This is a genomic window from Streptomyces sp. NPDC052042, assembly GCF_044548345.1.
In the GTDB taxonomy this organism is placed as follows: domain Bacteria; phylum Actinomycetota; class Actinomycetes; order Streptomycetales; family Streptomycetaceae; genus Streptomyces.
The window spans coordinates 38,542-62,418 of sequence record NZ_JBIUBU010000020.1 but is presented as its reverse complement, the minus strand read 5'-3'; the positions used below and the strand labels follow the sequence as shown (position 1 = coordinate 62,418).

Annotated in this window: 29 protein-coding genes, 1 tRNA gene and 1 pseudogene; 3 read left to right on the top strand and 28 right to left on the bottom strand. The window is 66.3% G+C overall.

Annotated elements, in window-relative coordinates:
* Positions 1–44: 44 nt before the first annotated feature.
* The 3 genes from ACIHCL_RS27510 to ACIHCL_RS27500 form a co-directional block, all read right to left on the bottom strand.
* Entirely contained in the window at positions 45–1,283 is a 1,239-nt protein-coding gene (locus ACIHCL_RS27510; RefSeq protein WP_399865867.1) for an AAA family ATPase, read from the bottom strand.
* A 278-nt stretch (positions 1,284–1,561) separates the two neighbouring features.
* Positions 1,562–2,605 carry a hypothetical protein gene (locus ACIHCL_RS27505; RefSeq protein WP_399865866.1) on the bottom strand — a complete coding sequence of 348 codons (1,044 nt, stop codon included), beginning with the start codon at positions 2,603–2,605 and terminating at the stop codon, positions 1,562–1,564.
* A 108-nt stretch (positions 2,606–2,713) separates the two neighbouring features.
* Positions 2,714–3,721: a hypothetical protein gene (locus ACIHCL_RS27500; RefSeq protein WP_399865864.1), complete on the bottom strand. Its 1,008-nt coding sequence runs from the start codon at positions 3,719–3,721 to the stop codon at positions 2,714–2,716.
* A 137-nt stretch (positions 3,722–3,858) separates the two neighbouring features.
* Here ACIHCL_RS27500 and ACIHCL_RS27495 point away from each other — a divergent pair, with 137 nt between their 5' ends.
* On the top strand, positions 3,859–4,380 hold the full coding sequence (locus tag ACIHCL_RS27495; protein ID WP_399865863.1) for a LysM peptidoglycan-binding domain-containing protein: 522 nt from the start codon (positions 3,859–3,861) through the stop codon (positions 4,378–4,380).
* A 286-nt stretch (positions 4,381–4,666) separates the two neighbouring features.
* Here the strand turns inward: ACIHCL_RS27495 and ACIHCL_RS27490 are convergent, their stop codons facing one another.
* Together ACIHCL_RS27490 and ACIHCL_RS27485 are read right to left on the bottom strand one after the other, a co-directional pair.
* Positions 4,667–5,224, bottom strand: a complete 558-nt coding sequence (locus ACIHCL_RS27490; RefSeq protein ID WP_399865860.1) for a hypothetical protein — start codon at positions 5,222–5,224, stop codon at positions 4,667–4,669.
* 800 nt (positions 5,225–6,024) lie between these two features.
* Positions 6,025–7,932: a helix-turn-helix domain-containing protein gene (locus ACIHCL_RS27485; RefSeq protein ID WP_399865858.1), complete on the bottom strand. Its 1,908-nt coding sequence runs from the start codon at positions 7,930–7,932 to the stop codon at positions 6,025–6,027.
* 421 nt (positions 7,933–8,353) lie between these two features.
* Here ACIHCL_RS27485 and ACIHCL_RS27480 point away from each other — a divergent pair, with 421 nt between their 5' ends.
* Together ACIHCL_RS27480 and ACIHCL_RS27475 are read left to right on the top strand one after the other, a co-directional pair.
* Positions 8,354–8,860 carry a hypothetical protein gene (locus ACIHCL_RS27480; protein WP_399865856.1) on the top strand — a complete coding sequence of 169 codons (507 nt, stop codon included), beginning with the start codon at positions 8,354–8,356 and terminating at the stop codon, positions 8,858–8,860.
* 195 nt (positions 8,861–9,055) lie between these two features.
* Positions 9,056–9,622 (top strand): hypothetical protein, encoded by a 567-nt coding sequence (locus tag ACIHCL_RS27475; RefSeq protein WP_399865855.1) that lies wholly within the window; start codon positions 9,056–9,058, stop codon positions 9,620–9,622.
* A gap of 73 nt (positions 9,623–9,695) precedes the next feature.
* On the opposite strand, the gene ACIHCL_RS27470 is transcribed toward ACIHCL_RS27475, so the two are convergent.
* The 23 genes and pseudogenes from ACIHCL_RS27470 to ACIHCL_RS27360 form a co-directional block, all read right to left on the bottom strand.
* On the bottom strand, positions 9,696–10,928 hold the full coding sequence (locus ACIHCL_RS27470; RefSeq protein WP_399865989.1) for an IS30 family transposase: 1,233 nt from the start codon (positions 10,926–10,928) through the stop codon (positions 9,696–9,698).
* 254 nt (positions 10,929–11,182) lie between these two features.
* Positions 11,183–11,905 carry a hypothetical protein gene (locus ACIHCL_RS27465; protein ID WP_399865853.1) on the bottom strand — a complete coding sequence of 241 codons (723 nt, stop codon included), beginning with the start codon at positions 11,903–11,905 and terminating at the stop codon, positions 11,183–11,185.
* Complete coding sequence (locus ACIHCL_RS27460; protein WP_399865851.1) at positions 11,896–12,195, bottom strand: hypothetical protein; 300 nt, start codon at positions 12,193–12,195, stop codon at positions 11,896–11,898. The genes ACIHCL_RS27465 and ACIHCL_RS27460 overlap by 10 nt, the downstream gene beginning before the upstream one ends.
* Positions 12,196–12,247: 52 nt before the next feature.
* Positions 12,248–12,655 (bottom strand): hypothetical protein, encoded by a 408-nt coding sequence (locus ACIHCL_RS27455; protein ID WP_399865849.1) that lies wholly within the window; start codon positions 12,653–12,655, stop codon positions 12,248–12,250.
* Entirely contained in the window at positions 12,648–13,208 is a 561-nt protein-coding gene (locus tag ACIHCL_RS27450; protein WP_399865847.1) for a hypothetical protein, read from the bottom strand. Before ACIHCL_RS27450 ends, ACIHCL_RS27455 begins: the two co-directional genes overlap by 8 nt.
* An 81-nt stretch (positions 13,209–13,289) precedes the next feature.
* Positions 13,290–13,571 carry a hypothetical protein gene (locus tag ACIHCL_RS27445; protein WP_399865845.1) on the bottom strand — a complete coding sequence of 94 codons (282 nt, stop codon included), beginning with the start codon at positions 13,569–13,571 and terminating at the stop codon, positions 13,290–13,292.
* Positions 13,568–14,866 carry a replication-associated recombination protein A gene (locus ACIHCL_RS27440; RefSeq protein ID WP_399865844.1) on the bottom strand — a complete coding sequence of 433 codons (1,299 nt, stop codon included), beginning with the start codon at positions 14,864–14,866 and terminating at the stop codon, positions 13,568–13,570. Before ACIHCL_RS27440 ends, ACIHCL_RS27445 begins: the two co-directional genes overlap by 4 nt.
* Before the next feature lie 3 nt (positions 14,867–14,869).
* Positions 14,870–15,322: a hypothetical protein gene (locus ACIHCL_RS27435; RefSeq protein ID WP_399865842.1), complete on the bottom strand. Its 453-nt coding sequence runs from the start codon at positions 15,320–15,322 to the stop codon at positions 14,870–14,872.
* Between the two features lie 124 nt (positions 15,323–15,446).
* Positions 15,447–15,737 carry a hypothetical protein gene (locus ACIHCL_RS27430; protein WP_399865840.1) on the bottom strand — a complete coding sequence of 97 codons (291 nt, stop codon included), beginning with the start codon at positions 15,735–15,737 and terminating at the stop codon, positions 15,447–15,449.
* Between the two features lie 525 nt (positions 15,738–16,262).
* On the bottom strand, positions 16,263–16,637 hold the full coding sequence (locus tag ACIHCL_RS27425; protein WP_399865838.1) for a hypothetical protein: 375 nt from the start codon (positions 16,635–16,637) through the stop codon (positions 16,263–16,265).
* A 336-nt stretch (positions 16,638–16,973) separates the two neighbouring features.
* A pseudogene (locus ACIHCL_RS27420) lies at positions 16,974–17,201 on the bottom strand (WhiB family transcriptional regulator); the annotation flags it as partial.
* 264 nt (positions 17,202–17,465) lie between these two features.
* A complete protein-coding gene (locus tag ACIHCL_RS27415; RefSeq protein ID WP_399865837.1) occupies positions 17,466–17,903 on the bottom strand; it encodes an SsgA family sporulation/cell division regulator in 438 nt (145 codons plus the stop codon).
* Positions 17,904–18,555: 652 nt separating this feature from the next.
* On the bottom strand, positions 18,556–19,119 hold the full coding sequence (locus tag ACIHCL_RS27410) for a hypothetical protein (RefSeq protein ID WP_399865836.1): 564 nt from the start codon (positions 19,117–19,119) through the stop codon (positions 18,556–18,558).
* A gap of 11 nt (positions 19,120–19,130) precedes the next feature.
* Positions 19,131–19,607: a hypothetical protein gene (locus tag ACIHCL_RS27405; RefSeq protein WP_399865834.1), complete on the bottom strand. Its 477-nt coding sequence runs from the start codon at positions 19,605–19,607 to the stop codon at positions 19,131–19,133.
* Between the two features lie 148 nt (positions 19,608–19,755).
* A complete protein-coding gene (locus tag ACIHCL_RS27400; protein WP_399865833.1) occupies positions 19,756–20,034 on the bottom strand; it encodes a hypothetical protein in 279 nt (92 codons plus the stop codon).
* Between the two features lie 2 nt (positions 20,035–20,036).
* A complete protein-coding gene (locus ACIHCL_RS27395; protein ID WP_399865832.1) occupies positions 20,037–20,471 on the bottom strand; it encodes a hypothetical protein in 435 nt (144 codons plus the stop codon).
* Positions 20,472–20,474: 3 nt separating this feature from the next.
* Positions 20,475–20,678 (bottom strand): hypothetical protein, encoded by a 204-nt coding sequence (locus ACIHCL_RS27390; protein WP_399865831.1) that lies wholly within the window; start codon positions 20,676–20,678, stop codon positions 20,475–20,477.
* Between the two features lie 36 nt (positions 20,679–20,714).
* The gene (locus ACIHCL_RS27385) at positions 20,715–21,089 is read right to left on the bottom strand and encodes a hypothetical protein (protein ID WP_399865830.1); all 375 of its coding nucleotides are present in this window, start codon (positions 21,087–21,089) and stop codon (positions 20,715–20,717) included.
* Positions 21,089–21,739: a hypothetical protein gene (locus tag ACIHCL_RS27380; RefSeq protein ID WP_399865828.1), complete on the bottom strand. Its 651-nt coding sequence runs from the start codon at positions 21,737–21,739 to the stop codon at positions 21,089–21,091. Before ACIHCL_RS27380 ends, ACIHCL_RS27385 begins: the two co-directional genes overlap by 1 nt.
* Before the next feature lie 55 nt (positions 21,740–21,794).
* Entirely contained in the window at positions 21,795–22,637 is an 843-nt protein-coding gene (locus ACIHCL_RS27375; protein WP_399865826.1) for a hypothetical protein, read from the bottom strand.
* Between the two features lie 120 nt (positions 22,638–22,757).
* Positions 22,758–22,829: transfer RNA gene (locus ACIHCL_RS27370), tRNA-Leu, on the bottom strand.
* A gap of 223 nt (positions 22,830–23,052) precedes the next feature.
* Positions 23,053–23,454, bottom strand: a complete 402-nt coding sequence (locus tag ACIHCL_RS27365; protein WP_399865825.1) for a hypothetical protein — start codon at positions 23,452–23,454, stop codon at positions 23,053–23,055.
* A gap of 111 nt (positions 23,455–23,565) precedes the next feature.
* Positions 23,566–23,877, bottom strand: coding sequence for a hypothetical protein (locus ACIHCL_RS27360; protein WP_399865823.1), 312 nt, complete (start codon positions 23,875–23,877; stop codon positions 23,566–23,568).

Sequence of the window (23,877 nt, the reverse complement as noted above, 5' to 3'; positions counted from 1 at the left end):
GGACGGAGCCTTAGAGCGTCCCCCGCCCGCCGGTGCCCGGTCGGTCAGAGGAAGGCGGACAGCACCGGCTTCGCCGCGTTGACGACCGGCGTGTCGAGCTGGAGGAAGGACTCCAGGTTCTGCCGGTCGATCTGCCCGTTGGTCACCATCTCGATGAGCGTGCGGGTGTGCGGCGGCTCGATCTGCTTGGCGGCATGGGCCAGCTGCTCGATGAGACGCGAGTTGTCGTCGCTCTCCTTGAGCGCGTACAGCAGCGAACCGGAGATCTCGTTGTTGGTGAGACCCGCGATCTCCGTGGTGAGATCGGTGACGGTCCGCGCCTTCTTGAGACTCGTGTAGCAGTTCGGCTTCGGGACGTTCACCCGGTTCTGCTGCTGGCCGCCGGAGTTCGACGCGAGGTCCTCGGCGATGACGCCCACCAGCTGCGCGGTGAACATCGTGTCCCCGGTGAATGCCTCGATGGCCTCGTTGAGCAGCGAGGTCTCGCGCCCGGCGATCTGGACCTGGGTCGCGAGGTACTTCCCCAGCTCCTGACGGTCGGCGGTGTTGAGCCACCGGGACACGTTGTCGATGGTGCGCGGCGTCGTGAGCTGGTTCATCTCCTCGCCGCCGTCGAACAGCTCAGCCATGGTGACGTTGCCGTCGTCGTCATCGTCCTTGCCGTCGGCGACGATGGCGTGGGGCGTCGACTTCTGGAAGACGAGAGCCGGGTGCTGGGTGAGGACCTTCTTCACCCACGGGTTCATGTCGTCCAGGATGGAGACCAGGGTGGCTGCATCGGGCTCCACGTGGAAGATCGTGAAGCGCGACAGGCTCGCCTCATCGAGCGTGGTGACGGTGCCCTTGTCGTTGCCCGCGACGATGAGGCGGACGTTGTCCGGCAGCTCGATGTGGCCCATGCGGCGCAGGGTCACCAGGGTGAGGGCTCCGGAGGTCACGTCGGACGTGGTCCTGTTGATCTCGTCCAGGAACAGCAGCGGCCACTCCCGCGGGTTGTCCAGGGCGTAGTCGATGCACTCCTGGATGACCTGGTGCGGGTAGAACACCTGCTTGTAGCTCTGGGTGCCGTCGGCCTTCTCGTAGGGCACCAGGCGCGCACCGGTGAGGTCGGCCTTGTCGGCCAGCTGGTTGCACGGCAGGACGAAGGCCTTGGTGCCCATGCTGTAGGCCAGCGCCTCGACGAACGAGCTCTTGCCGATGCCCGGCTCACCCATGAGCGCGGGGGTCGCGCCGACTTCGAGGGACTGCCGGACAAGAGTCGTCAGGGTGTCAGTGAACTTCATGATGATGTCTTTCTGGTCGTGGGCGAGCTGGGTGAGCTGAGCAGGAAAAAGGAAGGGAGGGGAGAAGAAGAGAGAAGAAACGGCTCTCGCTGCACCGCACCCGGTGCGAGAACACGGGACACACGGGACACGAGAGCCCGATCACGGGATCCGGTACTCGTGCCGGTGCCAGTGGCGGTGTAGCCCCCGTTGCACACCGCCACCCGATCGCGCTCCGCGCGATCCAGCCCGTCCCCCTCGCCGTCACGTCGGCAGCAGCCCGCCCAAGGCCCGGGGGATCAGAAATCGCGTTGTGCATACACGTCGGACGCCTCGCGTTCCGCGACGAGCGCCGCGGCACGGTCGAGCAGGAACGGCCGGCCGTTGCGACGCTCGTTGTGCTTCGGACGGGCCGGCAGGACCTCCAGTGCGGCCTGGTGGAGCAGCCAGGCCCGGTCTCCGGTGGAGTACTGCATGCCGAAGGTGCCGTAGGTCTGCAGGGGTGCCTGCATCCAGTGGTAGAGGGTGCCGAGGACGGAGAACTCCCAGCGCGAGAGGTCGTGTTCGAAGTCCTCGGGGAGTTTCAGGCGATCGCGGGCACCGTTCAGGGTCTGCTCGACGATCCTGTCCGCGTACGGGATGTCGGGCATGGAACCGTCCGTGCTGACGGCGGCCGCGGTGGCCGTGCTTTCGCGAGCCTTCGTGGCCAGGCCGGCGTAGAGCTCTTCGACGGAGGCGATCTGCGCCGGTCTGGCCACCGCGGCGACATGGCCGACGATGCGGTCCGGGACCGGGTTCCTGGTGAAGGTCACCCAGTGGTCGAACAGGATCTCGTACCAGCCGTGCTCCTCACGCAACACCCGCTTGCCCGCGGCGACCGGGAAGTCGTGCAGGTTCGCAGGGGCCGGCGCGACGAGGTGGAACCCCAGGCCGGACATGGACAGCTCTGAGTAGACGATGCCCGGCAGTCGCAGCAGGTCCGTGGCCACCGCCGGGGGGCAGTCGGGTTCGATGTCGATGACGATCAGGCCATCGGTCTGGGCCTGTAGGTAGAACGCCGCGTTGGCCGCGTGCGGCAGCGCGGCGGTGAGCTCGTCGAGGGTGAGCAGGCAGGTCGCGTCCAGGGCGAACGCCCCGCGCAGTGGACCGGTGTGGCGGCAGCCCGGATTGCATCCGTCGATCAGATGACGGACATCGATCGGGGCCTTCCGGCCCGGCTCTTCGCCGTCGGAACCGAGTTCGCCGAGCCGGCCGGAGATGGTCCACCGACAGGCGGCCGCCAGAGCGCGGATCGCAGCGTTGTCGTAGAAGGCGGGGAACCAGGTCCGGGGGTCGGCGGTCATCGTCAGGCGCACACTTTCGGTCGGAGGGCAGGGGGCGGAGAAAGACGAGACCCCCGCACTGCACAGAGGTCAGTACGGGGGTCTCGTCTGTGGTGGGGGAAGGCTGGATCAGCCCTGGTAGGTGATCCCGGCCTGCTGGTCGCCCGCCTGCTGGTCCCCCGCACCGCCGTTCTGGCCGTTCCAGGGGCTCGGGGAGGCAGGAGCGGCGACGGGCGCGCCCACGGCCGAACCGGCGTTCTTCAGCTTCTCGTTCTCCGCCTTCAGACGGGCGAGCTGCGCTTCGAGCGACTCGGTCTGAGCCGGGGCCGGGGCCGGGGCCTGGGGCTGTGCCGGGGCCTGGGGCTGTGCCGGGGCCGGAGCCACCGCGGAGGGAGCCACCGCCGTGGGAGCGACGGCCGTGGGGGCCGCCGCCACGGGAGCCACGGCCGGGGCCGTGGGCTGCGGGGCCGGGAAGGGGAGCCCGTCCTGCATCTCGGTGCCGACTGGCCCCGTCGCAGCGGCAGCACCGGCGGCACCGGCGGTCGTGTCGCCCGCCGGGGCCTGCATCGCGGTCGGCGGCGTGTTGAACACGATGCCGCGCGCGGCGAGTTCGCTGGTGGCGACGCTGCCGGCGTTGTAGTAACGCGGCTCCTCGTTGACGATCACCTGGTCGAGGGCCAGGCCGCGGTTGGCGAAGTTCTTCGGCTTGTAGACGCGCAGCACGAGCGTCACGTTGAGGCCCTGGGCGAGCTCGCGGCCGCTGGTGTCCTGGTCGAAGGTGCCGTCGCCCTTGTTGGAGGGGATGGCGATAATCGGCAGGGTCGTCCCCTTCGAGTCGATCGAGTAGTTCGGACCGGACTGCGGGTTCTTCTGCGAGGGGTAGCGGCGCTCGGAGACGAAGGCCTCCTCAGGCGTCGGGTTCGCCGGATCGGCGAAGACGACCTCGGCCTCGGTGAGGGTCGCGGTGGTGTGCGGCTTGCCCACGGGGCTCATGCCGTTCTGGATCTTGCGCTGGTCGCTGGCTTCGAGCTCAGCCCCCTCGATGGGCCGGGTGAGACGCGCGTAGGCGAGCTTTCCCTGGATGAGGATGTGGGAGCCCTCGGTGAGCTGACTGGCGGAGACGGAGTAGTTGGCCATGGTGATGCTGTTCTTTCTGTCGGGGTCTTTCAGTGGTCTGTCGCGATCTCTCGCCTCGTCTCGGAATGGCTGTCGCTACCTTTCATTCTAACAATGCTGACTGAGCTATGAATATAATGTTGATAGGTAGGTGAGTGATGCGAGACATCATTCGCAGAGGAGAGGCGACAGGAATGGGGAATACGATTCAGAGGACCGAGGGAACCGGAGCCGGCGAGGTCGGACCCCTGGGATACGGCCGCGGTCCGGTGATCGCGGCCGGGCTGATGGTCTGCGGTGCGCTCCTCTTCGCGGGCTGGGGCATGACGCAGATGCTGATGGCGGATCACGCCGCAGCCGCGGTGGCACCGGCGGAAGAGGATGGCACCGTCACGGTGCCGGACAAGAACGGCAATGGGATTCCCGATGCCTTCGAGGGCGGTCACACCGAAGGTGACAGCAAGGAGGGCGATCCGGGCAAGCCCGTCGAGCCCGGAGGCGAGACAGGCCGTCAGGAAGAGCCCCGTGTACGGATCTATACCGTCCAGCGGGGCGACACCCTTTCCGCGATTTCCGGCGAGACCGGTGTACCGGTCGGCCACCTCGTGGAGGAGAACAGGATTCAGGATCCGGATTTCATCTACACCGGTTCGTCATTGTTCATTCCGCCTGTGGGGTGAGCAATGACGATGTCCCCGCGAGGACCTTCGACACCCTGGTCATCTCGTTGATGACCAGGGTGTCGTTCTTCCCATCGCGAACCGTCACCCGGGACCGGCGTGAGCCGGTCCACGGCCCCGGCCCCGTCCTCTGTTCCCCCGCTACGGCAGAACACCGCACGCGGGACGTTCGCCCCGGACGGCAACAGGAACAGACCCCGCCATGGCATATGCCGAGCGGGGTCTGTGTTCGTTTCTGCGCCTGGGCCTGAACCTGGGACATGGCGGCACGGCAACAGCAGGATCTTCAGGCCGCCCCGGACGACGTGGGCCCGTCGGTGTCGTCCTCGTCATCGACCTCACCGGTTTCCTCATCAAGGGGCTGTCCGTTCAGGAAGCCGCGTACCTGGCCGCTGGCCATCATGTCGGCCAGATGCGCCAGGAGCACTTCGCGCTGAGTGTTCCGGCGGTCGGCGATGGGGTCGTGTTCTCGCAGGACCCGCATGTCGATGACCCACCCGTCCTCACGCGCGACGGCCCGGTCGAGATCGGATCCCCTGGGAATCCTCATGCGCGTGAAATCGTGGTCGAACTCGGGTGTGACGTCGAGGCGATGATGAGTGGGGTCGTCGACATAGAGGGTGTCGCCGCCGATGCGCCGGCCTCGCTGGTCGAAGGCCGTGAGGGAGACCCGGTCGGCTCGTGAGGTGTTCTCCACGTGCACGGCCATGACGGCCTCATCGGCGAGGAAGCCGGTGAGGCTGAGGCGCTCATACACCCGAGACCTGGCCTCATATGACCACATGAGCCTCCGCGCTTCGTCGAACCCGCGGAACTCGTCGGATGTGGGGTGAGGGCGGATCATCGGTGCACTCCTTCACATGCAAGATCGGGGAGGTTTGCAATGTCAGGGGCATATCGGCTATGGCGCATGCCCCGAGGCGGCGGACCTCACCCGTTCTTCGTCACCGGTCTGGTAGTCCGTGACCAGTTCGCACGACGCTGACGAGCACCGGCGTTTGCTATTCACCGAATCTGTTTGCACCAGGTCCTCAATGCGGATCTTTCTGGCATCGAGTCCGCTGCCGCCCACTGATACGGCAGTACGCACGTCCGGCGAGTTCTTCAGGTGTCCTATGGTCATGTGGTTTGCCCCGTTATCCCGGGGCTGAGGTCAGGAAGAGCTTGTTCCGCTGATATCGCGGCGCGGACCGCTGGCTTCCCTGACTCAGGTGACGTGCGTCAGCACGCTGCTGAGAGCCCCGTAGTTTCCCTCTGTCGGCTGGTGACGACTCCCCCGGGAGTCATCACCCAAGCCCTTCCTTGCATCAGCAACGATATGCATATGCGATGGCCGACGCCATTACCTCACTGCACAAACCGGGCGGTTGGATGTTTCGGATCTGCACCTGACGACCGCTCAACAACGCAGGTGTGCACCTGTCGCATGAGACACGTACCGAAGGTGCACATCTCGGGCGGCATGTGCGACCATCCGGAGCCTGACCAGCCTCGCTCAGAAAGTTTCATCAAGACCGTTCAGTCGGTTATTGATGGCTGGGTTCAATCGATGCAGAGCGCACCAAGTTCCGTACACTGTTCACTATTTACGCGGGCGAACGCGCAAGGCAACGGGCGGTCGACTGCTCTGAATCTGCGCCTGGGTCAGGCCACAACGCGGCTGAGGTGATTCTCAAAAAGGCCAGGATTGCCTGAAGCAACGTCCAGAGAGATCTGGAGGTCGCGCACGCCGGAGAGAGTGGACAGGTCTCGTTGCATGTGGTTCTCAAGAGCACGCAGATGGGCGCGCACCGTTACCTCGGAGAGTCCGAGTGCGCGGGCCGCAGGTTCAACGTGTGCGTCAAACGCGAGCCAGGCACGTGCCGTTGCCAGAAGGTCGCGCCGATCTGCCCGGGCGGGTCGAACCAACGCCTGCGCCCACGTCTGCACCTGAGGGGTGGCCAGGAGGTGTGCCAATGCGGGGGTTTCCGTGCCTGTGAGCTCGGCCGGAACAGGCATCTCTCTCTGCGTGACCACTTCCAGCGCGAGAGCGACGGTGATCCGATCGGCTATACGTCCGAAATCCATGCGGAGAAGGTCAGCCGCCGTGCGAACGCGGCGCATGACGGTGTTGCGGTGCAAGTGAAGCAGGCGAGCGGCCACCGTATACGGATAAGTCAGAGCAGCCGGGAGTGTCTCGCGCATCGACTCCCACTGCGCCCCGTCTTGCATCAGCGGGCTCAGCAGATGACGGGCCCAGCGCTGCGCCTCCACCTGAGGAAGAAGGCTGACGAGGTCGGAAGCATGAACTGACAGAACCACAGGTTCTGGCTGCAGTGCGGCAAAGCTCTGTGCGGCCATTGCCTCGTGAAGGGCGTCGGCGAGGAGCGTCACCGAGTAGACACCGCTGCCGCCCAGCGACGACCGAGGCCCAAATGTGCCGACCAGGTGGGCGAGCTCGGCAGAAATAGCGGCCCCGTTGTCTTCTTCAGAACGGACCGGATGCACGATCAGGACCCTTCGTGCATTCCTTGGGTCAGGAGCGATGAGGACCTGATCACCAATGGCTGAACTACAGCGGCTCACAGCGGAATCACGATGCGCCTGCTCGGTTTCTATAACGAAGACACGAGCAGTGTCTGGTTCCATCAGCCCGGGAACCATGTTAGCCATGACACGGCGGGCCTTTGCCACCTCACCATCCAAAAGCAGCTCAAGAGCCGCGCTCCGTGCTGCCTTGGAAGCATCGGAGGCCGCCCGGTACTCACGGTGCGCCTGATCTACGAGACCCAGGAGCTTTGCCGCATGGCGCAGTAGTTGCAGGTCCGCCTCAGTGAATGCGGCGTTGCGAGCCACGGCGAGTACGGTATCCACTGCTGAGGTCGGGGACAGCGAAATGAGTTGGGTGTGCGGCCCGGAGGGAGCATCGGTTGGGCCGGCGTCAATGGACTGCTGGATGACGGCTTGCGCGAGCTGCTCGGCGGCAGTGGCCGGCGAGGCCGCGAGGATCCGCTGTGGCTCACTGACCAGGACTTGAGCGTCCAGAACTTGAGCGAGCCAGTCCGCAATCCGCTGGACAGCCCGGGAGTCGGACAGTTGGGCAGGCAATTCCTTGACGAGTGAGCTGAGTTGGGAGGCCCGACGCTCGGCAAGCCTGAGCCGGACCTGCTGGACCTCTTCGTGCATGCCTTCCCACTTCTCGGCAGGCGCACTCGTGGTCAGAAGCAGGACGCCCAGGCGCTTGGCCTGATCTATAACAGACCGGGGAAACGGCTGCCGCGCGCCGGAACCAACGCTGACGACAAGCCCCGGACTCCCCTTCCGGCGCATGAACTGAAGCAATCGTTCCAGCTCCGCCATGATGCGGCCCTGGAGTCGGAAAGGCACCGCACCGATGACCAGGACGAGAGAGCCGTCAGGCAGGTCCCCGGGGATGCCGTCGTCCAGCAACTGCTCAGGAGCCAGGGTGAACACCCCTATGATCTCCTTGGCCTGGGCATGCTTCGGCTTGTCCCATACGAACGCCAGTCCGAGTTCAGGCTTGTCGGTGGGCAGCGAGCCCAGTGTCAGCATCGAACACTCCTCGGGCTGTCCAGGCAAAGTCATGAATGCACCCAGAGAACTGGCGGCCTGTCTAGGGCAACAGGCACGTGATAACCGGTCTGGGCAGCACTGTCGTCGACTTCACCTTCAGCTCTCCCCCCTACCGGCGCAGCACCTGACCTGAAGACGCGACCCCCGGGTCAAGCGGCATGCGCCCCGCCCCAGTTCGCGCACCATCGTCCTTCCACGGCCAGGGGGGCTTTCACGCCGAGCTTTCGGCACACATCCCGCTGAGCAGCGGATTCGTCCTCATCGTGATCCTGCCTTGCGCACATGAACGTGTCAACTAAAGTAAACAGAAACGAGTTCCCGACAGAGCGAGAGACTGGTACATGGCCGTGTGCAGTCATCAGCAGGGTGGCGTCCAAGCCATGTCCGGCAGCTCCCGCCCGTGGTGAGCAGCAACCGCCGATCCTTGGCGGAGAAGCTCAAGGCCCTCATGGCCGGGTGCGGCGTTCCCGACGGCCGGACACACACATCGCGATCGCTGTCAGCGTCCGTCAACGCACTGCCAGATGAGTACCCCTCCGTTTCAAACACGGCCGTCTTTCATCTGGCCAAGGGCTCTCAGGACAATCCGACCGTCAACACGGTCATGGCCCTGTGCAGAGCTTTGGACATCCCGCCCGCCCACCTGCTGCCGCATGAGAGCTATGACGATCTTGAGGCCCTGACCGCCTTCGAGGATCCTCTCGCGCGCCGTTTCCTTGTACTACTCAAGGGACTTCCGCGCGGTGAACTGCAGGAACTCATCAAGGAATTGGAGCGACGTCGGGCCGACCTTGGCCTACAGCAGGCCACCGACAGCGACGCCTCCAAGTCACAGGGCAGACGTCAGCGCCGACGGAGTAAGGACGAGGCCGCGCGCTATGCGGCTGACGCACTGGAGGGGCTATAAGTGGACGGCATAGTCTTCGGAACGTGCACCGTGGCCGGCGTGCTGGTCTCAGCTCTCTGCATACGGAGAGCTGTGGGTAATGCACGTGTCTCTACATGGGCCATCGCCATCGCTTTCGTAGTTTGCACATTCGGTGTCCTGTGCGCGGTCCCCGTAGTTGCCAGTGCGATGGAGGAAATAACAGGTATAGCCAATGTGGGCAAACTGGTAGCACATGTCTGCGCGATATTGTGGTGCGCCGCTCTGCAGATCACGATGGTGGACCTGGCCTACCGGCCTGAGTACCTGAAGGCTGCAATGTACCAGCGCGGCTTTGCCGCGCTGGTGGAACTGGCAATCATGGTGCCGCTCTTCCTGACCACGAACCGTTCGGAGACCCAGTTCACCACAGCCTACGTTGATGACCCCAGGGTCGCTGCATACCTGCTGGCCTACCTCTCGTACGTATTGGTCACCTGTGGCGAGCTCGCTTTCATGTGCGGCAGAACAGCGCGACGCAACTGGGGGACCCGACCCTGGAGCGGTGCGGGTTTCACCCTTTCCTCAATCGCCGCTTTTCTGGGCATGATGTACTCAATTTCCAAGGGTTCGTACATCATCTTCTACATTCTGGGTGATCCGTGGCCGCTGAAGACCGAGGAGGTCGTAAGCCCCATGCTGAGCGGGCTGGCCGTGCTGGCCCTCTTTGCAGGCCTGACGCTTCCCATGATTGGCTCCGTACGTGAGCGTCTTCGCCAGAAGAGGGCCGCGATCGCCGGTTGACGGCCCGTAATCGCGATCACGACGAAGGCCCCGGAGGTCTTGGATTCAAGGGTCGTCGCAACACCACTTGGTTTCAGGTGGTGAGTAGATCACGTAGACGCTCGGCTGGGGTATCCCAGCCGAGCGTCTTGCGTGGGCGGCCGTTGAGTTCCTGGGCGACGTGTTCGAGGTCTTCGGGGCTATGGACGCTCAGGTCGGTGCCTTTCGGGAAGTACTGCCGCAGCAGCCCGTTCGTGTTCTCGTTGGAGCCGCGCTGCCAGGGCGAGGCCGGGTCGCAGAAGTAGACGGGCATGCCGGTGGCCATGCTGAACTGCTTGTGGCGTGCCATCTCGCTGCCCTGGTCCCAGGTGAGGGAGCCGCGCAGGTGGGCGGGCAGGGTCTGGATCGTGGTGACGAGGCCGTCGCGGACGGTTTCGGCGTCGTGGGCTCCGTCCGGGAGGTGGACCAGCATGGTGTAACGGGTGCTCCGTTCGACCAGGGTGGCGATCGCGGAGCGCCCGCCCGCGCCGATGATCAGGTCGCCTTCCCAGTGACCGGGCATGGCCCGGTCCTCAATGTCGGTGGGGCGGTCGCTGATCATCACCATCGGGTCGATGAACCGGGGAGTGCGCCGCTCGGGGTCCCGGCGTGGTTTGCGGCGGGTCCGGCCGGACCGGACGGCCGCCTGCACTTCCCGTTTCAGGCCGCCACGGGCCTGGAAATACAGCGCCTGGTAGATCGTTTCCACGCTCGCCCGCATGCTCTCGTCGTCGGGATGCTCCACGGTCAGAGCGTGGCAGATCTGCTCCGGTGACCACCTCCTGCGCAGTCCGTCCTGGACGAAGCGGCGCAACGGTCCCTCGCGCAGCAGCTTGCGGTCCCTGGGCCGGGGTCTGCGCGCGGCGGCAGCGGCCCGATGGGCCGCGTAGGGCTGGTAGCCCTCGCTGCCGGAGTTCGCGTCGATCTCCCGCTTGATTGTGCTCGCCGGCCGCCCCAGTGCCCGCCCGATGGCCCGCAACGACCGGCCCAGCGCGCGGAGATCACGGATCTTCTCGCGCTCGGCCAGTGTCAGAAACCGCGGGTGAAGCTGCTTCTCCAGGGCTGTCAGGCCCACCGGTGGCGTAGTCACACCGGACATCGTGACGGTCCCCGCCGCGTAGTCGACACGGCGCCCGTCCGGATAGGTGCGCGAAGAGCGGGTCTTCCTGACACCCCAGTCCCAGTCCTTGGCCGTGCGCTCGTTCACGCCGGCCTGCCGGGCCGCCCGGGCGACGCCCTGGGCCCGCAGGCGCTCGTACTCGTCGCGCCCGGGATGCCTGCGCGGCATGCGCACCGAGGACCGTCCGGCCTTCCGGGCCCAGCCGAAGGCAGTGTTCCGGTTCACCCCCAGCTCCCGGGCCACCACGGTCACGTTCCCCACCGCATCCAGCCGCGCAAGGAAACGCTCCCTCAATCCGGCAAGATCAGCACGCTCAACGCCCACGGTCCTCGCAACTCCCACAGATCGCGGGTGTTGCGAAGACCGTTAGAACCCAAGCTGCCGAGGTCCTGGCCGATACGGCAACGGCCCCGGCAGAACGGTCATGAGTGGACTCGCGTCACGGACTCCTTCTCGGTGACGGGGAGCCTGCGCTGCCCTCTGACCGGGATCTCGTGCCGGTGCAGGACGACCGCGGGGACGTCGATCCCGCACGTGCCGCAGGTGAACACGTGGTCCTCCCACGGCTTTTCGCAGCAGAAGCACACATCCCCGTCGAATTGTGGTGTCGTGAGCATGACAACGCGTTGCGGGTTTCCGCGGAACTCCACGGCCGCGAAGTCGTGCGGGAACATCGCGGCGGCCTGACGGGCGTTCTCCTCCCCGATGAATTCCGGGTGGGAGAGTCCCCACTTCTTCAGCTCGGTGGCGACGTTCTTCGCCAGGGCATGTGGCAGTTCGTAGGCGTCGCGTACGTACCGGGCCAGCGCGGTCTCGGACGGGGACTTCCTCCCGAGAACCAGCCACCTGCCACATGCGGTGCACCGCTCGTCGGGGATCGTCCCGTGTTCGCCGCCCGACAGACCGGTCAGCTCGGTACGGGCCATCTCCTTCGTCACGGCCTTCGGGAAGTCACCGGAATCGTAGGAGTGCTCGTCGTCGACGCTCACCCCGATCCGCTCGGCGGCCCGCCGGATCGCCTCCTCGTGCGTCTTGCCGCGCTGTATCACGATGCCGTTCACCCGCATGCTCGTGATTGTGCAGGACGGGCACAGGACTTCGGCCTGGTAGCTGTAACCCACCACCTCGTTCATCGTCAGTCCCACGGGGTCTCCCTCGTGATCTGCACTCGGCGTTCCACCTTGTCGACGTTGACCCGCCCCATCGTGCGGCGCTCGATGTCCTCGACCGCACGGGCGATTGCTTCTGGGGTGTCGAGAGTGACCTCGGTACCCGAGTTCACGCCGTAGCTGTAGTGGATGCGCGCCTGCTCGACTCTCTCCCACTCCGGATCGACCTGTACGGTACGGCGAGCAAGCAGCACGCGAATGTCCTCGACAGGGACAGGGATCGTCGTTCCGTCGTTCTCGCTCAGGTTGCGCGTGTAGTCGCTCATCCCCGCACCTCCCCTCGCTCGATGCGGTGCATGTCCGGCGTGCAGCCGTCCATCACTGCGCCGCTCCTCGCTCGATGCGGCCGGCCTCAGCCCGGAGCCATCCGTCAGGCGTGGGACCCCCCGGAACTCGAACCACCTCGGCCACGTAGCGATCTGCCATGTCCCGCAGCGCTTCCGCCTTCGCGGCACGCAGAGCATCCACGGGGGCGGAATCGAGGGTGGTGACGATGAACGAGTCATCACCAAGGACGCCGACTGACTTCAGGTGATCCACTTCGGCCCGCAACCGCCCGATCACGGCCAAGGCGGCGTCGCGGTCGGCGGCGGCCTCAGCCAGTGCGTCCAGGACGGTCTTCGCGTCGCTGAAGCACGTCACCCCGGGGCCGGGGAAGTAGGGCTTCCACCCGCTGCTGTCAGCCCACTCGCGCAGCCGTTTCGCAGCCTTGTTCACGTCACTCATGTGCTTTTCCGTTCTCGCCGAAGAGCATCTTGAACAGCTCGTCGGGCGACAGTTCGGGGATGGGCGGGGTGTGCTCCGGGCACAGGAAGACGTAGTGGCCGTCGTCCTGTTCCACCCAATCGTGGGTCGTCCCGACGCCGCAGTCACGGCAGAACTGGCCGAGCTGCTCACCGGTGAAGATCCGGCTGCTGAACGTGCCGCAGTGCTTGCAGAAGCCGGCCCCGTTCTTGTAGCCGCGCGGCTCCCACTCGTGCCCGGCATTCTCCGCAGCACGCTCGGGCGTGCAGTTCAGTGCGAACTGATATTGCTTCCAGCAGCTGTCCTCACACGCCTCGGGCGTCTCGCCCTCGCCGCGGATGAACGCCGCACCGGGGGGATAGACCTCCATGAACAGCGTTGCGTAGCCAGGCTTTCCGGGTGTGTGCGAGAGCACGACACCATGTCCCGCGGAGACCACGGTCTCCTCAGGCCACAGGTGACGTGCCAGGTACGGGCCGATGCTCCGGAAGTCGATCGTGGTGCCGATGTCCTCGCCGGTGATGATCGCCTTCATCGTCTCTCCTTGGTGTTCTCGGTCGTGCCCGTGTGCTGCGTGACGGTGCCTGTGCGGCGGCTCAGAGCCAACGGATCGCGCTCAGGCCCCTGGCTTGCTGTTCATGGCCGACATGACCTTGAGCATCTGGCGCTTCTCGGCCTCGATCCGCTGCAGGTCGATGCCGAAGAAGTCGGCGAGCACCTGCTGGATGCTTCTGCCGACGGGCACGAGCTGCGGATCGCGGTAGCCGTCGATCGCCGTGTACTCGGCCAGGACGTACGGGCTCTCGTCGAGAAACCGGCCGATGACCTCGGCCTCGTCGAGAACAGCGGCCTGCTTGGCGTGCTCGCGGTACAGCTCGGTGGTCTTCTGGTCGGTCATGGCTGGTTCTCTGTTTCGTTCGTGATGCGGCGGATGCCCGCCAGGCGGTCCGTGACCGCCTGCTCGAAGCCGTTGGCAGTCGGGCGGTAGTACTGCGAGCCGAGAACCTCGGCGGGCAGGTACTGCTGGGCGACGACGCCGTGCTCGTGGTCGTGCGGGTACAGGTACCCGGCTCCGTGTCCCAGGGCCTTCGCACCGGGGTAGTGAGCGTCCCGGAGGTGCATGGGCACGCTGCCGGTCCGGCCGCGCCGGACGTCGGCCAGCGCCTGGTCGATGCCCCGGATGATCGCCGGCGACTTCGGTGCCGTGGTGATCGCCACGGCGGCCTGGGCGAGGTTGATGCGTGCCTCGGGCATGCCGATCAACTGCACGGCCTGGGCCGCGGCGACCGCGATGCCCAGCACCGAAGGATCCGCCATGCCGACGTCCTCGCTCGCGTGCACGACGAGGCGGCGGGCGATGAACCGCGGGTCCTCCCCCGCCTCGATCATCCGGGCCAGCCAGTGCAGTGTTGCGTCCGGGTCGCTGCCCCTCATGCTCTTGATGAACGCCGAGACGACGTCGTAGTGCTGATCGCCGTCACGGTCGTAGCGCTGCAGTGCGGCCCCGGTGACCTGCCGGACGGTCTCCGGCGTGATCTCGGCGGCCCCGGCCGCAAGCACCGTCTCGGCGCAGGTCTCAAGCCGGCCGAGCGCCTGGCGGGTGTCGCCCGAGGCGAGCTCTGCGATGACGCCGAGCGTCTCCCGGTCCGCCGACACGGCTCCGCCCAGACCTTCGGGCGCGTCGATGGCGCGCTCCAGCAGGCCGACGATGTCATCGGCGTCGAGAGGCCGCAGGCCCATGAGGACCGACCGCGACACCAGGGCGGAGTTCACCGCGAAGCTGGGGTTCTCCGTGGTCGCGCCGATCAGGGCGATGAGCCCCTTCTCGACGACCGGCAGCAGGATGTCCTGCTGGGCCTTGGAGAAGCGGTGGATCTCGTCCAGGAACAGCACCGTGCCGGTGCCGTCGGCGTCCAGGCGCTTCTCGGCGGCGGCGATCTCGGCGCGTACCTCCCTGACGCCGGCGGACGTCGCGGACAGCTCCACGAAAGCCTGGCTCGTCTGCTGGGCAATCACCTGCGCGATCGAGGTCTTGCCCGTTCCAGGAGGCCCGTACAGCAGCACGGAAGTCCGCGACGTCCCCGCGGCGAGCAGCTCCAACGGCGAACCCGGGAAGACCAGATGGCCCTGCCCGACCATCTGGTCGAGACTGGTCGGCCGCATGCGGGCGGCCAGTGGTCGGTTGGCGATCATGGTCTACTCTTCCTTCGGGGTGAGGCGGTCGATCTCGGCCTGGATCCGGGCCTCCTCGTACTGCGCGGCCGCGGTGGCTGCCTTGGCGGTTTCGAGGCGCGCGTGAGCCTCACGGAGCAGCTGCTCGTTGGTGAGCGCCTCGACGACGCGGACGGCATCCGTCACCGGCTTCGCCGCATACGCATTCACGCGCACCGCGATGCTCAGGTAGATGTCGTCGTGCTGGGAGCTGTAGTGCTGATTGCGAGGCCTCCCGAAGAGATCGACGGTCTCCTCGTCCTTGCGGGTGTAGATCCAGCCGGCCGCAGTAGTGGCGGCGATGACGCTGCAGTCCGCGACGGCCGCCTGGATGGCAGCGAGCACGGGCTCGACGAGGTGCGCTGCTGTGCTGCCTTCGGGTGCGTACGACGGCAGCTGGTCAGGGTAGAGGTTCCGGGCTTCAACGCGGGAGTGCATGGTCGCTCCTTCTGCTGTGCGGTCGACGGTCGTGACCGTGGTCTTACCGACACCGAGAGGGCTCTAGAGGGCTCCTCCGGAGGCGGTCGGATCCGACGTGTCCGGCAGGGGGTGGCCGACGCAGTCAGCGTGAGCTGTCATGACTGGTGCGGTCCGTGAGGTGTTGCCCGTTGAGGGCGGTGTCGGCGAAGACAGCGAGTCCGACGGTCTGGTCGGCCTGGTAGATGCGGGTTTCGGTGTTGGCGCGGTTGATCGCGTCCTGGACGGGGTCATCGCTGCGCGGGGTGTAGACAGTGGCGAACACCGAATCGTCGAGGACGGAGACGTCGAGGATGTCCTGGCCATCTCCGGTGGACATGCCGGCCGCCAGCTTCGTCGCGGGCAGAGAGTAGAAGACCGTGGTCTCTTCGGTCATGATGCGGATCTTCTCCTTGGCTCGGATGCGTGAGGCAGCTCAGGATGTGCGCCGTCGGTCGAGGAGTTGGACTCTGATGCGGTGGATGGCAGTAGCGGCATCGTCGTGACCGCCGGGTGGGTGGTCAGGCGTGCTCGGCTGCCCAGGCCGGGAGCCAGCGGTCGATCCACGTGTCGACATCGACGCCCGGGAGCACGAACGTCGGCAGTCGTAGCGGATCGACCGCTGGCTCTCAGTCGGCCACGCTTTTTTGAGCGGCCATGGGGTCGCTTCTGGCTGGCGGTCAGCGAGCCCGGCGGTAGACGGGCTGGCCGAGGCTGTTCAGCCCCGCGAAGTCGACCGGTGCGCCGAACGCGCAGCGGGCGGTACTCGACGCCAGAGCAGGCGGAGTGCCAACCGGCAGCACGAAGCGCCGGCCCGAGTCGATGAACAGCCCTTCGGCAAGAGCTCTGCGACCTGCTCCAGAGTCACGCCGAGGGCGGTCTCGGTCTCGGTGAGTGCGTGCTTCATGCTGCCGGTCATGGATCAGTTCCTTGCTATCTGGCGGCCGCGCTGGACGTCGCCCTCGGTGTAGGTGAGCAGCTCGGCGGTGATGATGTGCTGCATCGCGTAGTGGTACGGGGCGCGCCAGATGACCTTGACCCAGCCGGCCGCTCTCAGGGCCTCGGCGAGGGTCTTGTCACCGCCGGACCCGGCGAAGAACGCGCTGTCCGCGTCGAAGCTGCGTGCACCGTTGCGGTTCATCTCGGCGACGATCTCGGTGTAGGCGGGATCCAGGAGGATCGCGCGCACCTCGTCGAAGGTGCTGGGGTGCGTGGTCCGGATGCGGTCGAGCTGGTGACTGATCTGGGGCCAGAAGCCCGTGGGAACGGTGCTCTTGGCCGGTGTCTCATGCATCATGCTGGGCCTCTTCTGTTGGACGGGACATGGTCACGGTCGTGGTCGTGGTCTTCGCGAAGTGCAGACCTCGCGCGCGGACATCGGGCACAGGGAGCCCTGCCGGGCCCTGGATCAGCCGGTGGACTGCGCCAGCTCTGTCTCTTGTGTGCGGCGGTTGCTGGCGTTGCTGGCGTTGCTGGCGTTGCTGGCGAGGACCCTGTACACGGTCTTGTCGGAAACGCGGAGCGCGGCGGCGATGGAAAGGACGTCGACCCCGTCCTCGGCCATGGCCACGATGGTCTCGTTGCGCCGGTTCCTCTGCCTTTGGGCACGGGTCAGCGACGCGGCGGCCGGACGGCTGTTCCTGAGACGGTTGCGCTCCAGGGCGGACAGACCGCCCCAGATGCCGAACTTCTCACCGGCGGCCAGTGCGTAGGCCAGGCATTGGGCCCGCACGTCGCAGCTGTCGCAGACGCTCTTCGCCTCGGCATTGCTGCTGCCCTTCTCGGGAAAGAAGAGCTCCGGATCCGTCTGTGCGCAGAGGGCGTTCGCCCGCCAGCTCTCATCGAGATCTGACTTGGCCATGTCTGCGTTCTCAGAGGGCGGGATCGATGTCGGCATGGTCGAGAATCCGCTCCAGCCAGAGCGGCCCCTTCGGGTCGTCGGGCTCGTAGGCGTCGGTCACGTCGGAAAAGGGCGGCGCGATCACGGAAGGTCCACTCCTTTCAGGAGGTTCATCGCCGGTGGTCGGCGTCGATGCAGAGGGAGTTGATGCGGGGGAAAGGTGAGTTGACGACGCTGTTCTCGGGAACGCACGCGTGTGGGGCGGCTCGGCCGCCCCTGTGTCGGTCAGTTGCCAGCCAGAAGACGTGCCAACGCGGCCTCCCGCTGTATGACGAATTCCAGGGCGTCGGATTCACCACCGTATGGAACAGCCTCGGCAGTCCGCCGGAGAAAGCTCTCGACCGGCTGGCGACGAGCCGTCAGGGTCGCGCTCTTGTCGTCGACACTGAGACTGATGACGATGGCGGATAGCTCCGGATCAGGGATGATCTGTATGTCGCCCTCGCCTGTCGGGCGGGAGAGACCGTCACGGATCAGGTCCCGGCCCATGTACCAGACGATCGGGTCACCCTCTGTGCCGTTCTGGAACGTCACACGCACGGCATACGGGTCCTGCTGTGAGTAGTGAAGGAACGCGTCGACGGGAATGTAGACGTACGACTGCGGCAGGTGAAGCCTCATTGTGCAGGCCGCCGTGACAGGCCTCTGCACCTCAGCGTTCATGGAAGTGAGTCTCCTCGGTGACGGCTGCCGCTGATGCTCTGATCTCAGGGCTGCTGGATTGCGGAGTCAGCACAGGGCAGCGCTTACGGGCCGGACCTTCGTGGGGGGTGTTGTGTTTCTGCTTCGCTCAGGCGTCGAGCAGTACGCAGACGGGACACTCGGGTGCCCCTGGCGGTGCGAAGTGCCGCATGGTGTGGCCGCACAGGCAGCCGTGGGGTGTGCGGTCGGACACGTGCAGGTAGGTGTCCTCCCGCCCGCGGATCTGGCTGCGGGCATCGGTGATCTCACCGGGCTCGGCGAAGGTGATGCTGGTGACGCCCGTGGGGGCGAGGTTTTTCGCGGTGGCACTCTTGAGCGCCGTCGCCTCCGGAGTGTCATCGTCGCCCCGGGCCGGTCGGCCCGGTGTTGTGCTGAGTCGAGCCTGGATCGGTGTTCTCGCGGGTCCTGCCGGAGGAGAAATCCTTCATCGGGCTGTGGCTCCTGTGTTGTGGGCGGCGAATCTCAGTGCTTCGTGGCTCTCGTAGCAGGTCCGAGAGCACAGAAGCCCTGGGGAACCGTGTTCCCCAGGGCTTCTCGTTGCCTCATGTCGTCGTCCGGGGCGGCTGTGCCGCCCGTTCTGTATGACTGGCGCCCAGGTCAGGGCCGGGACGGGTCAGGGAAAGAGGTGCGCGTACCGCTCGTCGCTCAGGTCGATCACAACGCTCCGGCCGTGCTCGCCGACGACGGTGAAGACGCAGCACTCCTCGTTGGGCGGCCGGCCATCGTCGCGGCCGAAGTGCTCCCGCCAGGTATCCAGGGCGGCCTGGGCAGGGGTGACATCCTCATCGCTGTCGACCTTCCACTGCACGAGGGAGGAACCGGGAACGACAGTGTCGGGGTCGAGGCCGTCGGCGCTGGCACCGGACGGTTCGTCGTCCGTGCGGTGCTCGGGCACACTGGCGGCAAGGATCAGCTCGACGAGCCGCTCGTCGTTGGCGGGCCCGCTGTGGGAGGTGAACTTCTCACCCTCGCCGGGCCGGTACGCGACTCCGTCGGAGAACCATCCCGCGGCCGTGCACACGGCGTTGCGCTGGCTCGGGGTGAAGTAGCCGGTGGAGCCGACGGAAACCTCGGCGATGTCGTCGAAGACGATCGCGCGGTGGCTCTTTGCGGCGACCGCGGCACGAGCGCGTGAACGGAAGTCGGTGTTCTTCTCGCGGTGGGGGATCTGCGTCACTGGTCATTGCCCTATTCGTCGTCGGGATCCCTCAGGACGTTGCCGATCGCGGCAAGGCCGTCGGACAGCGACCAAGTGATCGGTCTGGTTCGTAGGAGCTGGGTCTCGTCGTATGCGGCAGCAAGGCCGCCATGGTCGGTGACAACGTTGTATTCCGTGAGCCACACGGTGAACCACGGCTCGGCCGGAGCACCCATCCGAGCACTCGAGTTGGATCCCGGTACCACGCCCGGGCCCAGCTTCTGGGGCGATGACCGATAGTGGTCCTGTCGCCCCGCGATCATCGGGCAGGCCCGCACCGTGTAGGCCGAGCACCATGGATGAAGTGCAGGCTCGCTCGAACGCTTCCTCCGCAGATCGGACAGCCGCATCATCAGGACGAGGCGTTCCTGTAGAGCTTCGCCGCAGACCCCGCAGAGCCTGTTCACCAGCGCGCGCTGTACTCGGTGGTGATCCACCGATCCGAACAGATATCTGCCATCTGCCATCTGCGGAGTGACCCATGGGACCACGAGTCCCGCAACGACAGGGCGGTGTTGCAGAGCAGCGGGGATCCGAGCCTGGTCATCGCTCACGGATGTGACCTCACTTCTTCGTTGCTCTTGATTTCCCCGGCTGGTTTCTCCGTGGGCTTGATCACCGGTCATCGCTTCCGTTGTCGAGGCCGAGATTCCGAGCCAGTCGCGCGATGGCGTTACGTCGCAGCTCGTCATAAGCCGCCCAGAAGTTGTCGTCAGCGCTCTCGCGAATGGCCCGGTTGATCTCGTCGTCGTCGAGATTCGCGATCAGCTCGGCGTTGACGCGGGTGAGGTCGTGCGATTCCGGGGCGTCTTCCAGCTCAGCACGCACGGACTCGGCGTCGATGTGGATGCCCTCTTCTTGGAGAGGGATGGTTTTCGACTCGAACTCGGCCATGGTCAGCTCATCCCGGTGGTGCGGGCAGCCGCGAGGGCGGCCCTGGCACGGGTGAGCGTCTCGTCGATCTTCTGGGCCTGCTCGCGGTACGCGGCCGCATCGTCCACGTCGCTCTCTTCGGCGGACGGGATGATGTAGTCGTAAAGCTCGGTCGCCCACTTCTGGGAGGCGTCGATCAGCGTCACGAGGTCCGCGGGGGTCAGGGCAGTGGTCGAACCGCCGAGCTTCAGAGCCTCGGCGACCAGAGCTGTGAGGCCTGCCTCGTAGGTCCAGCCGGTGGTGACTCCGTCACCCAGCTCCCAGGCGAAGGCCTGGAGGGCCGGCTCGATGCCGGGCTCGTCGATCTCGCCGACGCCGCGTTCGATGCCCTTCTCGCTGAGAAGCCGAGCAGCGGCTGCCTCGGCGATCGATGCCGCCATCTGATCGGTGGTCGTCATGGGTCAGTGCTCCTGGTTCTTCTGCTGGTCGCGGATCGCCTGGCGCTCGCGCTCGCGGCGGGTGCCCTTCCTCGGCTTCGGGGTGTGCCGCTGCGCGGCACTGGACTTCCCCAGCTCGCGCATCCAGTGCGCCTGTTCGGGGTTGGCCGTGGGACGGAAGCCCTCGGTGGACTTGCGCGATCTCTTCCGGGGCTTCCCTCTGCCCATCTGGGGTTTCCTCTCGGGTATTTCGCGGGACCCGTCTCAGCCCTCGATGCGATGCGAACTGACCGGAGGCTCTCCGGTCGTGGTCGAATACACGACCGGTTCGTCGTCGTCCTTGCCCGGACAGGCGTCGAGGCCCGGATAGACACCGACGTCGAGCCAGTTCACGTCGCAGCGCACGCAGCGCCCGGCGACGTAGACGTGGGGGTCGACGACGTACTCGCTTTCCTCGGGGTCGTCGACGACATCGACGTAGTGGCTACGTCCTAGCTGCTCATCGATGGCACGAGCCCGGTCGTCGTGGCGAGACGGGTGAGCGTCGTGCTTGGTCGTCGCCGGGCAGCAGAGACAGCTCAGCATCGACGGGTGTCGGTTCGGGTGCCCGCCGGCCTGGTCACGGTCGTCGTGGGACATCAGGACTCTCCGTTCTCGGCGATCTGTCGGATCGCAGCATGGTGCAGCGTCAGCAGCCGCGGCGGGATCGGTGCGAGCACGGCCCAGCAGGTGGGGTTGAGCTGGTCTTGCTCCCATAGCGGTGCAAGGGATGCGAGCCCGTCGATCTGCCAGATGTCGTTGCGGGAGGCGTCGCCGTGCGCGTAGCGACCGGCGAGAGCCTCGTCGAGGTCCGACACGTAGACGGCCGCCTGCTGGCTCGGCGGAACGAAGCGCACATAGCGTCCGAGACGCGGGTCTCGGATGTCCAGGCCGACGGCCAGGATGGAGCCGCGGTTCGACCGCGGGCTGACGTGGAACACCGTGTCCGATAGGTCGCGCCGGATCGCGCTCTGGAACAGCACCCGGTAGTCGAGACCGGGGTCCTGCTCGCTGAGGCGCAGCATCTGCTCCGCGACGACAGGATCGAGCTCCCGGCACGAGACCTTGAATCGGATGTGGTCGCGCGTGCGCTCGGCGTCCGTGTGTCCGGTGCGGCTGAACGACCGGGCTTCGGCCTCGGTGTCGAACCACTCGGTGCGCCGGCGGATCTCGCCGCCCCACTCACGGGTCTCGTGCTCCCCGACCCATTCGCCGGTGGTGTGATCTGCGTACGGCTGGGTGGGGCTCATGGGGCACTCGGTCTCTCTGGGACGTGTCTGGTCGGGCTGGGGACAGCCAGGCTGCTCAGCCGCGGTCGAGGATCGCCCGGGCCCTGGTCACGACCAGCTGCAGCACCTCGTCGGGGATCCGGTGCACGGGACCGAGGTCTCGTGTGCGCGTGCCGAGGCCGGGGATGAGCGGGGGCCGCGTGACCGCGCCGCCGTGCTCGCTGCTCAGGTACGCCCTGCTGGCGGACTCGGCGGCGGAGATCGCACGGATCATCGGCGGCGAAGCCTTCATCAGCTCCGCGGACACCGCGTTGGTCAGGATCCGGTGCAGTCGCTCGTCCGGGCTCACGAACCGGTTCACGTCGATCTCGGCGCGATCGAGGTAATCGAACACGGCGTCGATCGAGCGGGACAGCTGCCACATGGGAAGCCCGGCGAAGCTGCCGTCCTCGTCGAGCACGGCGTTCCAGTCCTCCTGGCGCTGCCGCCATTCTTCGACGGCGACGTCTTCGGGCTGGTCGGACTGATTCTGGTAGTGGTAGTCCGTGAACAGGCCCGTCTTCTCCAGGGCTCCCGCATAGGTGTCGCCGCTGTAGAACGGATACACCAGCACGCGGCCGGACGAGGCCTTGCCGAAGACGATCGAGAACCGGAGCGGATCGTTGAAGGCCGAGTGGTGCCCGAGCTTCCGTTGCTGCTCGGCCCAGTGCACCCCCGCTGTGGTGAACAGCGAGAGGCTGCCGGAATCGCCGGACTCGCGGGCGACGTCGTCGACGACCCGTGCGACTTCCTGGGCAACGATCCTGTCGGCTTCGGAGGCGAAGGTCTTCTTCACGGCCGCCGAGACTGTGGCGACGACGTCGAACAGGGATGTGCCGGGATCGACCAGCCGGAGTCCGTCGTACAGCTTCGTGCTCATGGGTCTCTTCGTCTCTCTCGGTCAGCCGTCGCCGTACTGGCCATGTGGTCGCAGTGGCAGCTGAGAATCGATCGGGGTGAACAGGAAGCCCCCGAGAGCTGGGGGGCTCTCGGGGGCCGGTGCCGACGCGAGGAATCGAACCTCGGACCTGCTGGTTTTAAGGCAGCTGCTCTTCCAACTGAGCTACGACGGTGGGATCCGCGGATCCGGGCTCGTGATCTGAACCCGGACCCGCGGGATGGCGGCGGTGCGATGCCGCCGGATCGTCCGGCCTCACGCCCGCAGCAGGCGCACACCGGCATGGTGACGACCGGGCAGGACCTGCTGCCCGTCTGCGATTCAGCTTGTACCCGGGTCGGCTGCGCCGACCCCGCCGCACTCCTTCGTGTCCCGTCGCACCGGGACACCCCGACGCTCAGGACTTGTGCATGCGGTCACGCAGCGCCGCGAGCTCGGTAGCGATGGCCGCCCGTGTCCTGACGCGTGTGTCGAGACTGCGGATCAGACGATCGAGCTCGGCAACGATCTCGGCACCGTTCGGCGGCATCGTGTTCTTGCTCAGCTCCGCACCGTCGACGGCCTGGATCGTCTGCTCGACGAGCGCCTTCCACCTCCGGAGCTCGTCACGCTGGCTGATCCGCTCCTTGTACCGCGCGAGGTGCGCGTTGCAGCAGCTGTCGAGCGCGCCCGGTTCGTCCTTGTCGTGGCGGTACGACAACAGGTAGTTCTCGGTCTCGCCGAGCTTGTCGTAGAGCGCGCCGACGACGGTGTGGCGTTGCTCCTCGGTGAGGGTGACGGCAACGGTGAGTTCGGTCATGACGGGGTTCTGCTTCCTTCGTTCGGGGCATCGTGCGGGATGGTCCGGTCGAGCACGAGTACTTCGTCGAGCAGACGGACACGCCCGACGGTTCGACGACAGCCCGCCGCGTCACGGGTGTGTGTATACGGGCTGCATCTCGACGACTGCTCCGTCCGGGCCGCCGGGGATACGCTCGATCCGGCCGTCCTCGTGCTGGATCTTCTCCGACGCCCACGGTCTCGTGCGGTCGAAGGCCCGCCGTGCGAGCCTCTTGCGGCGACCGGTGAGGTTCTCGAACCGGAGGGTGTCGTCCCACATCTGTGCGACGGCCAGCGACGTGAACCACCCGCCCTCAGGGACTCTGCGTGTGACGTACGGAAGGCGGCGTGCCTGGATGCCGATGCGGATCGTCCGGGCGTGCCGGGCTCTGATCGTGGCCAT

Excerpts from the sequence above, each read along its gene's own strand:
- ACIHCL_RS27360 (WP_399865823.1), bottom strand. The coding sequence starts at position 23,877 with ATGGCCACGATCAGAGCCCGGCACGCCCGGACGATCCGCATCGGCATC.
- ACIHCL_RS27470 (WP_399865989.1), bottom strand. The coding sequence starts at position 10,928 with ATGCCGCGCAGGCATCCCGGGCGCGACGAGTACGAGCGCCTGCGGGCC.
- ACIHCL_RS27390 (WP_399865831.1), bottom strand. The coding sequence starts at position 20,678 with ATGGGCAGAGGGAAGCCCCGGAAGAGATCGCGCAAGTCCACCGAGGGC.
- ACIHCL_RS27450 (WP_399865847.1), bottom strand. The coding sequence starts at position 13,208 with ATGAAGGCGATCATCACCGGCGAGGACATCGGCACCACGATCGACTTC.
- ACIHCL_RS27405 (WP_399865834.1), bottom strand. The coding sequence starts at position 19,607 with ATGGCAGATGGCAGATATCTGTTCGGATCGGTGGATCACCACCGAGTA.
- ACIHCL_RS27455 (WP_399865849.1), bottom strand. The coding sequence starts at position 12,655 with ATGAGTGACGTGAACAAGGCTGCGAAACGGCTGCGCGAGTGGGCTGAC.
- ACIHCL_RS27385 (WP_399865830.1), bottom strand. The coding sequence starts at position 21,089 with ATGTCCCACGACGACCGTGACCAGGCCGGCGGGCACCCGAACCGACAC.
- ACIHCL_RS27490 (WP_399865860.1), bottom strand. The coding sequence starts at position 5,224 with ATGATCCGCCCTCACCCCACATCCGACGAGTTCCGCGGGTTCGACGAA.
- ACIHCL_RS27485 (WP_399865858.1), bottom strand. The coding sequence starts at position 7,932 with ATGCTGACACTGGGCTCGCTGCCCACCGACAAGCCTGAACTCGGACTG.
- ACIHCL_RS27375 (WP_399865826.1), bottom strand. The coding sequence starts at position 22,637 with ATGAGCACGAAGCTGTACGACGGACTCCGGCTGGTCGATCCCGGCACA.
- ACIHCL_RS27440 (WP_399865844.1), bottom strand. The coding sequence starts at position 14,866 with ATGATCGCCAACCGACCACTGGCCGCCCGCATGCGGCCGACCAGTCTC.
- ACIHCL_RS27365 (WP_399865825.1), bottom strand. The coding sequence starts at position 23,454 with ATGACCGAACTCACCGTTGCCGTCACCCTCACCGAGGAGCAACGCCAC.
- ACIHCL_RS27435 (WP_399865842.1), bottom strand. The coding sequence starts at position 15,322 with ATGCACTCCCGCGTTGAAGCCCGGAACCTCTACCCTGACCAGCTGCCG.
- ACIHCL_RS27505 (WP_399865866.1), bottom strand. The coding sequence starts at position 2,605 with ATGACCGCCGACCCCCGGACCTGGTTCCCCGCCTTCTACGACAACGCT.
- ACIHCL_RS27460 (WP_399865851.1), bottom strand. The coding sequence starts at position 12,195 with ATGAGCGACTACACGCGCAACCTGAGCGAGAACGACGGAACGACGATC.
- ACIHCL_RS27380 (WP_399865828.1), bottom strand. The coding sequence starts at position 21,739 with ATGAGCCCCACCCAGCCGTACGCAGATCACACCACCGGCGAATGGGTC.
- ACIHCL_RS27510 (WP_399865867.1), bottom strand. The coding sequence starts at position 1,283 with ATGAAGTTCACTGACACCCTGACGACTCTTGTCCGGCAGTCCCTCGAA.
- ACIHCL_RS27400 (WP_399865833.1), bottom strand. The coding sequence starts at position 20,034 with ATGGCCGAGTTCGAGTCGAAAACCATCCCTCTCCAAGAAGAGGGCATC.
- ACIHCL_RS27445 (WP_399865845.1), bottom strand. The coding sequence starts at position 13,571 with ATGACCGACCAGAAGACCACCGAGCTGTACCGCGAGCACGCCAAGCAG.
- ACIHCL_RS27425 (WP_399865838.1), bottom strand. The coding sequence starts at position 16,637 with ATGATGCATGAGACACCGGCCAAGAGCACCGTTCCCACGGGCTTCTGG.
- ACIHCL_RS27415 (WP_399865837.1), bottom strand. The coding sequence starts at position 17,903 with ATGAACGCTGAGGTGCAGAGGCCTGTCACGGCGGCCTGCACAATGAGG.
- ACIHCL_RS27500 (WP_399865864.1), bottom strand. The coding sequence starts at position 3,721 with ATGGCCAACTACTCCGTCTCCGCCAGTCAGCTCACCGAGGGCTCCCAC.
- ACIHCL_RS27495 (WP_399865863.1), top strand. The coding sequence starts at position 3,859 with ATGCGAGACATCATTCGCAGAGGAGAGGCGACAGGAATGGGGAATACG.
- ACIHCL_RS27395 (WP_399865832.1), bottom strand. The coding sequence starts at position 20,471 with ATGACGACCACCGATCAGATGGCGGCATCGATCGCCGAGGCAGCCGCT.
- ACIHCL_RS27430 (WP_399865840.1), bottom strand. The coding sequence starts at position 15,737 with ATGACCGAAGAGACCACGGTCTTCTACTCTCTGCCCGCGACGAAGCTG.